The 12641-nt window shown below is 67.8% G+C and carries 12 protein-coding genes and 1 tRNA gene; 9 read left to right on the forward strand and 4 right to left on the reverse strand.

All coding sequences use genetic code 11. The features are described from left to right. Nucleotides 1-30: 30 nt before the first annotated feature. Complete coding sequence (locus NC595_RS19835) at nt 31-312, reverse strand: hypothetical protein (RefSeq protein ID WP_063672962.1); 282 nt, start codon at nt 310-312, stop codon at nt 31-33. 78 nt (nt 313-390) lie between these two features. On the opposite strand from NC595_RS19835, the gene NC595_RS19840 reads away from it, so the two are divergent. Beyond that, a complete protein-coding gene (locus tag NC595_RS19840) occupies nt 391-771 on the forward strand; it encodes a Rieske (2Fe-2S) protein (RefSeq protein WP_425493177.1) in 381 nt (126 codons plus the stop codon). On the opposite strand, the gene NC595_RS19845 is transcribed toward NC595_RS19840, so the two are convergent. The 3 genes from NC595_RS19845 to NC595_RS19855 form a co-directional block, all read right to left on the reverse strand. Beyond that, nucleotides 752-2569: an SLC13 family permease gene (locus tag NC595_RS19845; protein ID WP_253569126.1), complete on the reverse strand. Its 1818-nt coding sequence runs from the start codon at nt 2567-2569 to the stop codon at nt 752-754. The genes NC595_RS19840 and NC595_RS19845 overlap by 20 nt on opposite strands. A 196-nt stretch (nt 2570-2765) precedes the next feature. Next, the gene (gene trmB, locus NC595_RS19850; protein ID WP_253569106.1) at nt 2766-3491 is read right to left on the reverse strand and encodes a tRNA (guanosine(46)-N7)-methyltransferase TrmB; all 726 of its coding nucleotides are present in this window, start codon (nt 3489-3491) and stop codon (nt 2766-2768) included. A 114-nt stretch (nt 3492-3605) separates the two neighbouring features. Beyond that, nucleotides 3606-5723: a DUF6600 domain-containing protein gene (locus NC595_RS19855; RefSeq protein WP_253569107.1), complete on the reverse strand. Its 2118-nt coding sequence runs from the start codon at nt 5721-5723 to the stop codon at nt 3606-3608. Nucleotides 5724-5948: 225 nt separating this feature from the next. Here NC595_RS19855 and NC595_RS19860 point away from each other — a divergent pair. The 8 genes from NC595_RS19860 (at nt 5949) to NC595_RS19895 (ending at nt 12452) form a co-directional block, all read left to right on the forward strand. Then, nucleotides 5949-6022, forward strand: a tRNA-Gly gene (locus NC595_RS19860). Between the two features lie 46 nt (nt 6023-6068). Then, a complete protein-coding gene (locus NC595_RS19865; RefSeq protein WP_253569108.1) occupies nt 6069-6521 on the forward strand; it encodes an ATP-dependent zinc protease family protein in 453 nt (150 codons plus the stop codon). Then, on the forward strand, nt 6518-7402 hold the full coding sequence (gene rimK, locus NC595_RS19870) for a 30S ribosomal protein S6--L-glutamate ligase (RefSeq protein ID WP_253569109.1): 885 nt from the start codon (nt 6518-6520) through the stop codon (nt 7400-7402). The genes NC595_RS19865 and rimK overlap by 4 nt, the downstream gene beginning before the upstream one ends. A gap of 172 nt (nt 7403-7574) precedes the next feature. Then, nucleotides 7575-8030 carry a hypothetical protein gene (locus NC595_RS19875; protein ID WP_253569110.1) on the forward strand — a complete coding sequence of 152 codons (456 nt, stop codon included), beginning with the start codon at nt 7575-7577 and terminating at the stop codon, nt 8028-8030. 63 nt (nt 8031-8093) lie between these two features. Then, a complete protein-coding gene (locus NC595_RS19880; RefSeq protein WP_256489727.1) occupies nt 8094-8486 on the forward strand; it encodes a BlaI/MecI/CopY family transcriptional regulator in 393 nt (130 codons plus the stop codon). Further along, nucleotides 8486-10162 carry a M56 family metallopeptidase gene (locus NC595_RS19885; protein ID WP_253569112.1) on the forward strand — a complete coding sequence of 559 codons (1677 nt, stop codon included), beginning with the start codon at nt 8486-8488 and terminating at the stop codon, nt 10160-10162. Before NC595_RS19880 ends, NC595_RS19885 begins: the two co-directional genes overlap by 1 nt. A 327-nt stretch (nt 10163-10489) precedes the next feature. Further along, the gene (locus tag NC595_RS19890; RefSeq protein WP_017462973.1) at nt 10490-11176 is read left to right on the forward strand and encodes a response regulator transcription factor; all 687 of its coding nucleotides are present in this window, start codon (nt 10490-10492) and stop codon (nt 11174-11176) included. Further along, nucleotides 11160-12452 (forward strand): sensor histidine kinase, encoded by a 1293-nt coding sequence (locus tag NC595_RS19895; RefSeq protein ID WP_253569113.1) that lies wholly within the window; start codon nt 11160-11162, stop codon nt 12450-12452. The genes NC595_RS19890 and NC595_RS19895 overlap by 17 nt, the downstream gene beginning before the upstream one ends. Nucleotides 12453-12641: the final 189 nt, after the last annotated feature.

Consider the following 12641-nt stretch of genomic DNA (forward strand, 5'->3'; position numbering starts at 1 on the left):
GCCGGCGCCATCCGGATCTTGCGCGTGGCGTCAGTGCGAATGGGCGGTGTTGCGGCTGTCGCGCAGCACCACGAATTCACCCTCGATGGTCTGCGCGTGGTGCGACGCGCGCGAACCGGCGGCGGCCGGGCGCGAGGAGCCCAGCTTCCACTGACGGACCGCCAGCAGCACCAGTCCACCGACCAGCAGCACCCCGGCCACGACTAGGCCGAATACCATCAGCACGCCGATCACGGCCAGGCCCAGCAGCACCGAGAGGGCGCGGGCAAGCGGATGGCGGGCGCGACGCGAAGCGGGCAGGACGAAACGCATGTGTTAAAAATCCGTGTGGTAAAATCAATGACTTACGCGCGCAACGATGAGGCCTTCGCGAACGTGACACAAGTGCCGATGGATAGAAACGAGAGCGCCCGCGCGATTTGCCGCACCGGGGACATTCCCGATGGAGAGGCCATCGCGGTGGATGCCGTGCTGCCGGACGGTGAGGAGAATCTCATCGTGCTGCGCTTCGGCGAAGCGGTGCATGCGTACCTCAACATCTGCCCGCACGCCGGCCGTCGGCTGGACTGGGCGCCGGGCAAATTCCTGCTGAGCAAGGGGGCGCTGGTGTGCGCCGCGCACGGGGCCAGCTTCATGGCGGCCAGCGGGGCCTGCATCGGCGGGCCGTGCCGCGGGCAGGGACTGCGGCGGGTGGCGGTGCGGGTGGAGGCTGGCGAGGTCTTTCTCGACGCCGGCCGAGCCGCCGCCGGGCTCAGTGGAACATCAGATTGATCACTACCATGGTCACCAGCAGCACCGCCAAGGTTAGCGGTACGCCCACCCGCAGGAAGTCCTTTCCGCGGTAGCCGCCCGGGCCGGCCACCATCATCAGCGCCGGGTGGCCCGAGCTGATCAGGAAAGTGTTGGACGAGGAGACCGCGACGATCAGCGCGTAGGCCGAAGGATTGCCGCCGGTCGCCACCGCCACGCTGATCGCGATCGGCACCATCATGACGGTGGCGCCGACGTTGGACATCACCTGCGAGAACAGCAGGGTGAGGATGGCAAGCGCCAGCTGGAGGACCCACGGCGCAGCGTGGCCGAGATAGACCAGCACCTCCTGTGCCAGCCAGGCGGCAGTGCCGGTGGCATCCATCGACCAGCCCAGTGGGATCAGGCAGGCGGTGACGAAGATCGTCTTCCAGTTGATCGCCTTGTAGGCCTCATCCATGTTGAGCACGCCGGTGAGCAGCATGCCGATGGCGCCGGTCATCATCGCCACCGACAGGTCGAGGTTGGTAAACAGCGCCAGGCCCTTGGCCAGCAGGAAGAAGCCCACCGCGTGCCAGATCTTGCCGGGGCGCTGTTCCTCCTTCGGGATGTCGGTAACGACCACCAGGTCCTTGTCCTCGGTGGCCTGGGCCAGCTCGCGCCAGCTCGAGTGCAGCACCAGGGTGTCGCCGGGGCGCAGGCTGATGCCGCGCACATCGTCGCGCAGCACTTGGTCGCCGCGATGCACCGCCAGCACCGAGATGCCGTAGCGCTTGCGCAGCCGCAGCGCCCCGATGGTCTGCTTGATGAAGCGCGAGCTGGGCGGGATCACCGCTTCGGAGATGCCCGCACGGGTCGGGTTGAACAGCTCGCCGAGCTGGCGCATGCGGGGCGACAGCCGGCACAGCTGGTTGTTGGCGAACTGCGCCAACTGCTCTCGCGGCCCTAGCACGCCGAGCACCGAGCCGACCCAGATCACCTGGTCCACCGGCGGCGCCATGCGCGCATCGTTGCCGCTCTTGATCGCCAGGATCAGCGGCGCCTCGCGCAACTGCTCCACCTCGCCGATGCTCATGCCGACCAGCGGACTTTCAGCGGTGACGGTGAGTTCGGCGGTCTCGCCCACGATCCCGTAGGTGTCGGCGAAGTAGCTCTCGGTGCGACCGGGAGTGACCTTCAGGCGGTCGTCCTCGCGGTCGGGCAGCAGCTTGCGGGTGAAGAAATAGAAGAACAGCACGCCGAGTACCGCAAGCGCCAAACCGACCGGGGTCACGCTGAACAGGCCGAACTTGGGGATGGTGTGCGCGCCCGGCGGCAGGTTGTTGTTGGCGCTGGCGATCAGGTCGTTGAGGATGATCAGCGGCGAGTTGGCGATCAGCGTGGTGTTGGTCGCCGTGAGGATGCAGAACGCCATCGGCAGCAACAGCCGCGAGATCGGCACGCCGGTGCGCGCGGACAGACGGCTGATCACCGGGATCATCAGCGCAGCCAGCGCCTGGCTGGGAATCACCGCGCTGAACAGGCTGGTGACCGAGTTGATCACCACGCCAAGGCGCGATTCCATGCCGCGCGCCATGCGCATCACGAAGTTGGCGGTGAGCGAGAGCACGCCGGCACGGTCCAGTCCCGCGCCCATGATCATGATCGCGATGATGGCGATCACCGCGTTGCCGGCGAAGCCGTTGAACACGCGATCGGACGGAATCAGCCCGGTCAGGCCGATCACCACCACGACCAGCAGGGCGACCATGTCGGCGCGGATCCACTCCAGCACCAGCATGATCATGGTGAAGGCCACCAGGGCCATCACCATGATCATTTCGGGAGTGAGGGTCAGGCCCAAGGGGTGATGTCTCGCCGGGTTGGGGGTCGCACGCCGTCAGCACACGGGACCAGGCCGCACGTCTGCGTGCGGTGGTGCGAAGTAAGCCTCACGCGGCGCCCCGTCCCTTTCCTGCTGCGCAGTATATGCGGGCATGCATGACGGCTGGTGAATCCTCTCGTCGAAACCATCCTCAGCGGCGGCGGTATAGCAGATCCCACACCCCATGGCCCAGCTTCAGGCCGCGCCGCTCGAAGTGCGTCTCGATGCGCCAGTCGGGTTTCTCGGCATAGCTGCCGGGGGCGACCGCGTTGCGCCAGTCGGGCGCTGCCTCCATCACTTCGAGCATGTGTTCGGCGTATGGCTGCCAGTCGGTGGCCAGGTGCAGCAGGCCACCGGGTGCCATGCGTGAAGCGAGCCGGGCCACGAAGGTCGGTTGCACGATGCGCCGCTTGTTGTGGCGCTTCTTGTGCCAGGGATCGGGGAACCAGATGCGCACTTCCGACAGCGTGCCGGGCGCAACCTCGTGCTCCAGTACCTCGACCGCGTCGTGCTTGTAGATGCGTACGTTGCGCGCGTCGCGCGTCGCCAGGGCATTCATCAGCCGGCCCACGCCCGGACCATGCACTTCCACGCCGATGAAGTCGCGGTCGGCATCATGCTCGCTGGCCCAGGCCAGCGCCTCGCCGTTGCCGAAGCCGATTTCCAGCACCCGTGGGGCCTGCCGCCCGAAGGTGGCGTCAAAGTCGCGCGGCTCGCCGCGGTAGTCCAGGCCGAAGCGCGACCAGTGCGCGTCGAAGGCGCGCTGCTGGGCCGGGGTCATGCGGCCCTCGCGGAGCACGAAGCTGCGGATGCGGCGCGGATGCGTCTCGTGCTCGGCGTCCGCCGGGGCGTCGTCGTGGTGGGAGTCGTCGCTCATGGATGATCCGGGTCGGGCGGCCGCTGCGGCCGGCGCGCTGATCGACCCGCCGGTTGGCGGGCCGATGGTTGGTCGAATCGACGATTGTATCGCCGTCCGTTCCCGAACGTGGTCTCAGCGGTGCTTGAAGCGCTCCGCGCCGGGGTTCCCGCGCTCCTGGTGGGCAGGTGGTGATGGCCGGCTCTGCTGGGCAGCATGCGGGCTTGGCGCCGGGCGGGGCGTGGGTGCGGCTTGTCGTGGGGGAGTGTAGGCGCGAGGTACCGGCTCGAATCGGCGGGGGGCAGGTGCCGCCTCGCTCATGGTGGCGCGACGTGGCTCCAGCCGCATCGGCGGCGGCGCCGGCAGGCTCGCGGGGCGTACGGTCGGCGCCCGCACCACGCGGGGCTCCGCCTCGGGCCCACGGCGTGTTCCGATCATCCCTGGGCTTACCTGTTCGAAGCGCGGAAGGGTTGGTAGCGCGCGCGCCTGTGGCTGGTTCTGCGCCGCGGGCTCCCGGCGGATCACCGGCTCCTGACGTGACGCCACGGGCTCCTGCACGAACCGGGGTACCGAGGGCAGCATGGTTGGGCGGAGTTCCTGCCTGTTTTCGGGGCGTGCCGCTGGCGCATCGATCCGGTCGCGCGCGATGTGTGCCGCTGGCGACATTGATGCAACGGCCGGCGAGGCGATCCGGCGTTCGGCGGGTATCTCCGCCGGGCGCGCCTGCGGCATGCCCGCGCGGAACGCCCGATCTCCGGCTTGTCGTTCGATATCGCGATGCATCACCACCGGTCGGGCGAAGCGGCCCGTTTCCACCGCGTGTGGCGGAAACGGGCGGCGGTTCGCCACTGCCATGGGGCGTGCGCGGGGCAGGCGGCTGGCGCCACCCAGGATCGTCGCGCTACGCGCCTCGGCGGCGTCCAGGTGCAGTCGGTGGGCCTGAACGGGGCGGGCCTCGGCGAAGGCCTGGCGCGACATTGCCGTGATGCCGTGCGGAGGCCGCTCGTGGCTGTATCGCAACTCGGGGTCGCGGCCTTCGTGATAGCGCTGCCAGCGCTCGTTGAAGTAGCGCTCGTAGGCCTCGCGCCGGTCGCGTCCATCGTGGTCGTGGCGGTGATCGTGATCCCAGTGCCGGTCGTGCTCGTTCAGTCGGCGGTAGTAGCCGAGGCTGACGGGGTACCACGGGTCGTAGAAGTCGCCCGGTCCAAGCGGGAACCAGCCGATCGGCGGGCCAGCGCCTACCGAGGCACTCCAGCCGCTGCCGCCGACGAAGGCGACCAGTGCGGGGGCATAGATCGGACGCAGGCCACGCGGCCCCGGGATCCAGCCCCAGCGGTCACGCACGTAGACCCAGCGGCCATAGTGATAAGGCGCGAAGCCCCAGGGGGCGTCATCGATCCAGGTCCAGCCCCACGGGGCCACGTAGGCCCAGTGCCCGAAGCGGTAGGGTGCCCAGCCGGCGTCGACGTCGCTGGGATACCAGACTTCGCCGTACTGGTCGTCGTCCTGCCAGCGGCCGTAATCGTCCAGGTCCTGATAGCCGATCACCTGTTCGGAGACGTAACGGCCACTCTGGGCGTCCGCGTAGCGCTGGTCCCGGTCCGCGCTCCACACATCGAAGGCGTCCCGGCTGCCGGCGTAGGATTCGTCGAGCTGCGCCAGCGAGCTGTCGTCGAAGCGGTAGGTGTGCCCGCCAACCAGCCGGCGCATGGCCTGGTCGGCGCCGTAGACCGTGGCCTGGCCGTCGAAGGCGGTGATCTCGGTGTCGCCGTCGCGTGCGCCGACGTCGACGCGGAACGTACCCGGTTGATCCACGACCAGCGCCACCCGCGGCGTGTCGATCTCGTAGCTCTCGCCGGGTGCCAGCGCACGTACCGACAGGCTGACAGTGCCGCGGGTCAGTTCGAACTGGGCCACCTGGTCGTCCAGGCGCAGTACGCCCAGGTCGGTGTCGCGGTCCAGGCGCAGGGCGGCTCGGTCCAGTTCCAGTTCCGCCCGTGCGTTGTCGCCGGCAGCCAGGCGGTCGCCGCGGGTCAGCGGACGGTTCACCGAGGCGTCGCTCCAGTCCCGTGCGCCGCTGGGCAGGAGGCCGATGTCGCCGGCGAGGTAGGACAGGCGGGCGACGCGATCGGGTGGGTCGGTGTCCGTCGTCTGTGCGCGGGCGATCCCGCCCAGCGCGAACACGACGGGGAGGATGGCAAGCATCCGCCAGCGGGCGATGGGGGCATGGCGGTCGGACCGTGACGGGCGCATGGACCTCTCCTTGGGACCGGCGATCCGGAAGCGCCCGGATCGTTGCGATGATCAAGCCGTTGTGAAGATGGCTCGTCCGCATTATGGGTGGGCCGCCGTCGACTTCATGGGCCGAAGGACCCGGCAGGCGACATCGGTTCAGCCTGCTGCCATGTGCGGTTCACCCGGCGTTCGGCGCGGACGCCTTCCCCCGGCTGGCGTTGGCGGTTACCATCCGACGCCGATGCGGGTGTAGCTCAATGGTAGAGCTGTAGCTTCCCAAGCTACTGACGAGGGTTCGATTCCCTTCACCCGCTCCACTCTCTTCCCCGAACCGACCCCCATCCCCCGACGCGTGCGCTGACCATGGCGGCTGTGATCACCCTCGGCTGGCGGGAGCGCGTCGCGTTGCCCGATCTCGGCATCACCGGGCTCAAGGCCAAGCTCGATACCGGTGCCCGCTCCAGTGCCCTGCACGTGGACACGCTCGAGGTGTTCCGGCGCGACGGCGCGGACTGGCTGCGCTTCGAGGTGAGCAGCGGACGCCGCCGCGTGCGGGCCTGGCAGGCCGAGGCAGCGGCATCCGATCGCCGCGTGGTCACCGATACCGGCGGGCACCGCAGCGAGCGCTGGTTCATCCGCAGCATGGTGAGCGTGGCCGGCGAGGTGTACCCGATTGACATCAGCCTGACCGATCGCCGCCACATGCTGTTTCCCATGCTGCTGGGGCGTACCGCGATCGCCGGGCGTTTCGCGGTGGATCCTCGGCTTTCCTACACCCAGCCGCGCGTGGAGCGCGCCGTCACGGATATCCCATGAAGATTGCCATCCTCTCGCGCAACGCGCGGCTGTATTCGACCCAGCGCCTGGTCGACGCGGCGCGCGAGCGCGGGCACGTGGTGCGTGTGCTCGACCCGTTGCGCTGCTACGTGCGCATCGCGCCGGGCAACATGGCGATCCGCTACAAGGGCAAGGCGTTGCGCGACATCGACGCGGCGATCCCCCGCATTGGCACGCAGAGCACGTTCTACGGTACCGCCGTGCTGCGCCAGCTGGAGATGATGGGGGTGTACACACCCAATCCGTCCGACGCGGTGCTGCGCGCGCGCGACAAGCTGCGCTGCCTGCAGATTCTCGCCTCGCACGGCCTGCAGATGCCGGCCACGGTGTTCGGCGACAACCCGGATGACACCAACGACGTGCTGGCGATGCTGGGTGACCCGCCGCACGTGATCAAGCTCAACGAGGGTAGCCAGGGTACCGGCGTGGTGCTGGCCGAGAAGCGCAGCGCCTCGCAGAGCGTGATCGAGGCGTTCCGCGGCCTGTACGCCAACTTCCTGGTGCAGGAGTTCATCGCCGAGGCGAATGGCAGCGACTTGCGCTGCTTCGTGGTCGGCAACAAGGTGGTAGCCGCCATGCAGCGCGAAGCGACCCCAGGCGAATTTCGCGCCAACCTGCATCGTGGCGGTACGGCCAGCAAGGCCAGGCTGAGTGACGAGGAAAAACGTATTGCCGTGCGCGCGGCACAGGCGCTGGGGCTGGGTATCGCCGGCGTCGATCTGCTGCGTTCGAATCGCGGGCCACTCCTGCTCGAAGTGAATGCCTCGCCCGGACTGGAGGGCATCGAGGCCGCCAGCGGCGTGGATGTAGCCGGGAAGATCATCGAGGCGCTCGAGTCGAGGGTGCGAAAGAAGAAGTAGGGCGTCCCGGTGGCCCGGCCAAATTACGAAAGAGTGTGTACGAAAACCTTCGTTGACACCCTTCCGGAGCGTGCCTAGTATCGACCGCACCCATCGGGAGGACGCTGCCATCGTGGCGGCGACGGGGGCGGGAGGTCGCATGAAGTTACGGAAATGGATAACGGGTGCGCTGGTGCTGGTGGCGTTCTGCCAGGGGGGCATCGCTTACGCTGCCAAGGACAAGCCGATCGTCAAGGCACAGACCAAGGACGATTTCGCCGCCGTGGCGGCCGCCGTACGCAAGGAGATGGTGCCGGGTGGCCGGTTCGAGTTCATCGACAACAAAGAGCGCGAGACGGTCGACAAGCGGCTGGACGAGATGGCGTCCCTGTTCGACAGCTACGGCACCGTCGACAAGATGAATCCGGATTCGAAGATCAAGCTCTTCAACGATCAGGAAGAGGTCAACGCGATCCTGCGACACCGGGATGACGACCGCCGCATCTGCCAGTCCGTCGCACCGGTCGGGTCGCATATTCCCCGGACCATCTGCACGACCTATCGTGACCAGGAACTGGAGCGTCGACGCACTCAGCAGTTCCTCGACGATACCCGGCTGAACAATCCGCAGCTCAGGAGCGGCAAGTGACCACATGCAGTTCGAGTGCAGCATGAGCTGCCACCGTGAAAGGCCAGAGCCAGGGGGTCCGGGATGACGGCCGGAGTTCCCTCTCTGCCGCGGCCGACCGAGGCCGAGCTCGAGATTCTGAGGGTCCTCTGGTCGCGCAAGGAGTGCACCGTGCGCGAGGTGCACGAGGCGCTACGCGGTGGCCAGTCCGGCTACACCACGGCACTGAAAATGCTGCAGGTCATGCACGCCAAGGGCCTGGTGCTTCGCGATGACTCGTCGCGAGCACATGTCTATCGTGCGGCTATCAGCAAGGAGCGGGCGCAGAGGTGGTTCCTCGGGGATCTCGTGAGGCGCCTGTTCGACGGATCGTCTTCCCAGTTGGTCATGCAGGCCCTCGGCAACGACGAGGCCAGTCCGGCGGAGCTCAAAGCGATCCGGAACCTGCTGGATGAGCTGGACAGAGAGGATTCCTGATGGGCGTGGCTCCGCAGATGCTGGCTGTGGCAAGGCTGATCGGCTGGATGATCGTCCACTCCCTGTGGCAAGGCACCCTGCTCGGGCTGGTGTATGCCGGCTGTCGTTCCGTCGTGCGCCGCGGCGAGCCGCGTTACTGCCTCGGTCTCGCCGCGATGGGGGGGCTGATGCTGATGCAGGCGATCACGCTGTGGATGCTGTGGCCGGCTGGCGGATCGCCCGGTGGTGGCGAGACCCTTGCACACGTGGCAGCCATGCCCGCCCTGATGGGCGGCTCGGCCATGTCCGCTCCCTCGTGGATCGACGGTATCGACGCGGTCTTGCCCTGGATCACCCTGGCCTGGTCGAGCGGGGTGATGCTGCTTGCCTCCCGCGCGGGGGTGCAGTGGCTGGACCTGCGCCGCCTGGTGCGGTCGGCGCAGGCGGCGCCCTCGTGGCAGGACCGACTCGACCGGATTGCTGCCCGGTTCGGACTCTCCGGGCGTGTGGGGGTCCTGTGCAGCGGCGCCGTGTGCAGCCCCGTCCTGATCGGTGTGGTCCGACCGGTGATCCTGCTGCCGGTCGCGGTGATGTGCCGCATGCCGGTCGCGCAGGTCGAGCTGATCCTGGCCCACGAGCTGGCCCATGTCAGGCGCCTCGATCCTCTCGTCAACCTGCTCCAATTGGCCATCGAGACGCTCTACTTCCATCACCCGGTGGTGCGCTGGATCTCGCGCGAGGTGCGCAACGAGCGGGAAATCTGCTGCGACAGCATGGCTCTCGCCAGGCATCCCGGCAGCCGCAGGGAGTACATCGAAGCGCTGGCGACGCTGGGCGAACTGTTCCGGAAGAAGCCGATGATCCTCGCCTCGAACGGGGGGCTGCTGCTGGAGCGTGTCCAGCTTATCGCCTCGCCGCTTCAGGCGGGTGCAGGGCGCGGATCCCCGGCCCGGTTGCTGGCACTCGGCCTGGGATTGTTGCTTGCGGTGGGGGCGGTCTCGCACCATTGGAGCCTCGCCCCTCTCGCCGCGGCATGGTCTCCCGATTCGTCGCCGAGGGTGACGTTCGTGTCCGCCAGTCTGGCGCATCGGGCGACCTGGTCATGGGCTGACCTGGTGCCGCACCGCGCTTCGGCGGCTTATCCCGACGCCATCCCCGGGGGCGGACCGCTGCCCGGGATACCGTTGGACCCAGACCGCGAACAGCGATTGCAGGATCTACGGCCCAGCCCGGTGGCGTTCGTGCCCCCGGGTACCGCCAGCCATATCGCGCCTTCCGTCGTTGGACCGTTCATCAAGGCCCACGCCGCCATCGGAGCCGCGGCGCCGACTCCGGTGCAGGTCCGCCAGCCGGTCTATCCGCGCCAGGCGCTGGAGGCGGGGATCGAGGGTGAGGTGGTGATCGAGTTCGGCCTCCGCCGGAACGGCACGGTGCGGGACATGCGCGTCGTCCGTTCCGAACCCGAGGGTGTGTTCGACCAGGCGGCCATGGCGGCTCTTCGCGACTGGCGTTATGCCGGTCCCATGGCAGCGGGCGCCCACTACCGCCAGACCATCGGATTCACGCTGCACGGCCCGACGGCCGGGCAGGGCGGTCGGCACCAGGCCCGGGCCGGATTGCCCTGCGCCGTGGTCACGGGTACCCATATCTGTCGTTTCCCCGAGGGGGCGCGTCCATTCACGGATGTCGCGCCCTGATCCGGGGGCGCGCGGGGGCACGATCGGCCGAGGCCGGGTTAACCCCTCGCTCAAGGCGAGTTAACCGGGTCGTAACCACCCCCCCCCTATAAAGCCTGCACTGCAGATTTGCTCGGCACTTCAGTAACCGGTTTGGGTGGCAGCAGATTTTCGGTATCGGGGCAGTAGCTTGAGCCCAGGTCGTGCGATTTCCTCGCGCACCTGGGCTTTTTCTTTGCCCGCTGGAGTCGTTCAGCCGCAGGGCGGCTGGACGCGCATCTTGAGAGATCAAGCTTGTTAAGCTTATTTGGCGGGGCTGCCGAATACCGGCGGCCGATGGAGTGGCACATGCGCGTACTGGTGATCGAAGACAACAGCGATATCGCGACCAACATCGGCGATTATCTGGAAGACCGCGGCCATGTGGTCGATTTCGCCGGCGACGGCGTGACTGGCCTGCACCTGGCGGTGGTCCACGATTTCGACGTGATCGTGCTCGACCTGACCCTGCCCGGCATGGACGGCCTGGAAGTAGCGAAGAAGCTTCGCCACGAAGCGCACAAGCAGACGCCGATTCTCATGCTCACCGCGCGCGACGCGCTGGAGCAGAAGCTCACCGGCTTCGAGTCCGGCGCCGACGACTACATGACCAAGCCGTTCGCGCTGCAGGAGTTGGCCGCGCGGCTGGAGGTGCTGGCGCGCCGCGGCAAGGGCCCGCAGAGCCGCGTGCTGAAGGTCGCCGACCTCACCTTCAACCTCGACACGCTCACGGTGAATCGCGAAGGCAAGTCGATCCAGCTCAATCCGATCGGCCTGAAGCTGCTGCAGGCACTGATGGAAGCCAGCCCGTCGGTGGTGACCCGGCAAGACCTGGAGCAGAAGGTGTGGGGCGAGGAGCTGCCCGACAGCGACAGCCTGCGTGTGCACATCCACGGCCTGCGCGCAGCGATCGACAAGCCGTTCGAGAAGCCGCTGATCCACACGCGCCACGGCATCGGTTACCGCATGGTCGATCCGGATGCAGTCCAGGCGTAAGCTGCGCTTTCGCCTCGTCGTCTCCTTCGCGCTGTTCGGCTTCGGCCTCAGCGCGTTGTTTGCCGTGGCCGCGCTCAATATCCGCACCCGCGTCGAAGACCAGTTGGTCAATGCCAGCCTGCTCGACGATGCCAAGTACTCCAATCACTACGCGCAGGAACATCCGAACGCCCCGGGGGCCGGTTCGCGTCTGATCACCGGCATGGTCAAGAGTGACCGCACGCTATACAAGGCGCCATTGCCCTGGCAGAACCTCGGCACAGGGGTCCATGACATCCACGAGGCCGACCCCGACGACGGTGGCCGGATCCACCACTACAAGCTGGCCGTGTATCGCGAAAACGGCATCATCAGCTTCGTCCGGTACGACGTCTCGCGCGAGGAGCTTGGCAAGCAGCAACTGCTGGTCAGTGTCATCGGTGCCGTATTCCTGTTCGGCCTGCTCTCGCTGGCGATCGGCCTGTGGCTGTCGCGCAAGGTGCTCAAGCCGGTCAGTCAGCTGGCGCAGCGGCTGCGCGAGTTCCGTCGGCTGGGCAAGGCCGAGCCACTGGCGCCGGAGTTCGCCGACGACGAGGTGGGCGAGCTGGCGCAGGCGCTGGACGACTACGCCGCACGACTGACCTCGATGGTCGAGCGCGACCGCGAGTTCAACTCCGACGTCAGCCACGAACTGCGCACCCCGCTGGCGGTGATCGCCAGCACCACCGAGCTGCTGCAGGGCTCGCCCGACCTCACGCCGAAACTGGCCGAGCGGCTCAAGCGCATCGAGCGCGCCTCGCGCCAGGCCACCGAGCTGATCGAGGCGTTGCTGCTGTTGTCGCGCGCCGAGCGGCGCGGGCCAACCCGCGGCGAAACCACCGATGTGGCCAAGGTGGCGGGCGACGTCATCGAGAGCCAGCGTCCGCAGATCCGCGACAAGCCGATCGCCGTGCACCTGGACGTGCGCACGTCGGTCAGCGTGAACGCGCCGGCTTCGGTACTTGCGGTGGCGCTGACCAACCTGATCGGCAACGCGATCAAGTACACGCTGGAAGGCGAGGTGCGGGTGGAGGTCGACGCCAACGGCATCCAGGTGATCGACACCGGTCCGGGGATCAAGCCGGAAGATGCCGAGCGGCTGTTCCAGCGCGGCGTGCGCGGAGAAGGCGCCGGCGGCAGCGGTGCCGGCCTGGGCCTGGCGATCGTGCGGCGCCTGTGCGAACTGTACGGCTGGCAGGTGGCGATGCGGCCACGCAGCGACCGCAACGGCGCCATCGCGAGCCTCGTGTTCGGCTGATCCGCTTGCCGCTGTAGGAGCCCGCTCGCGGGCGATGCTTTTCGCTCTGAATCGACATCAAAGCCGAGAGCATCGCCCGCGAGCGGGCTCCTTATGTCTCGATTCTGGTCCGGCAACGGACGAGAATCCCCGACTGATCATCGGAGGGGACGAGGTGACGCCGACGGGCTCCCGAGGCTTTGCGCCTGC

Source organism: Dyella lutea, assembly GCF_024158035.1.
Classification (GTDB): Bacteria; Pseudomonadota; Gammaproteobacteria; order Xanthomonadales; family Rhodanobacteraceae; genus Dyella_A; species Dyella_A lutea.

Excerpts from the sequence above, each read along its gene's own strand:
- NC595_RS19835 (WP_063672962.1), bottom strand. The coding sequence starts at position 312 with ATGCGTTTCGTCCTGCCCGCTTCGCGTCGCGCCCGCCATCCGCTTGCC.
- NC595_RS19840 (WP_425493177.1), top strand. The coding sequence starts at position 391 with ATGGATAGAAACGAGAGCGCCCGCGCGATTTGCCGCACCGGGGACATT.
- NC595_RS19845 (WP_253569126.1), bottom strand. The coding sequence starts at position 2,569 with ATGATCATGGTGATGGCCCTGGTGGCCTTCACCATGATCATGCTGGTG.
- trmB (WP_253569106.1), bottom strand. The coding sequence starts at position 3,491 with ATGAGCGACGACTCCCACCACGACGACGCCCCGGCGGACGCCGAGCAC.
- NC595_RS19855 (WP_253569107.1), bottom strand. The coding sequence starts at position 5,723 with ATGCGCCCGTCACGGTCCGACCGCCATGCCCCCATCGCCCGCTGGCGG.
- NC595_RS19865 (WP_253569108.1), top strand. The coding sequence starts at position 6,069 with ATGGCGGCTGTGATCACCCTCGGCTGGCGGGAGCGCGTCGCGTTGCCC.
- rimK (WP_253569109.1), top strand. The coding sequence starts at position 6,518 with ATGAAGATTGCCATCCTCTCGCGCAACGCGCGGCTGTATTCGACCCAG.
- NC595_RS19880 (WP_256489727.1), top strand. The coding sequence starts at position 8,094 with ATGACGGCCGGAGTTCCCTCTCTGCCGCGGCCGACCGAGGCCGAGCTC.
- NC595_RS19885 (WP_253569112.1), top strand. The coding sequence starts at position 8,486 with ATGGGCGTGGCTCCGCAGATGCTGGCTGTGGCAAGGCTGATCGGCTGG.
- NC595_RS19890 (WP_017462973.1), top strand. The coding sequence starts at position 10,490 with ATGCGCGTACTGGTGATCGAAGACAACAGCGATATCGCGACCAACATC.
- NC595_RS19895 (WP_253569113.1), top strand. The coding sequence starts at position 11,160 with ATGCAGTCCAGGCGTAAGCTGCGCTTTCGCCTCGTCGTCTCCTTCGCG.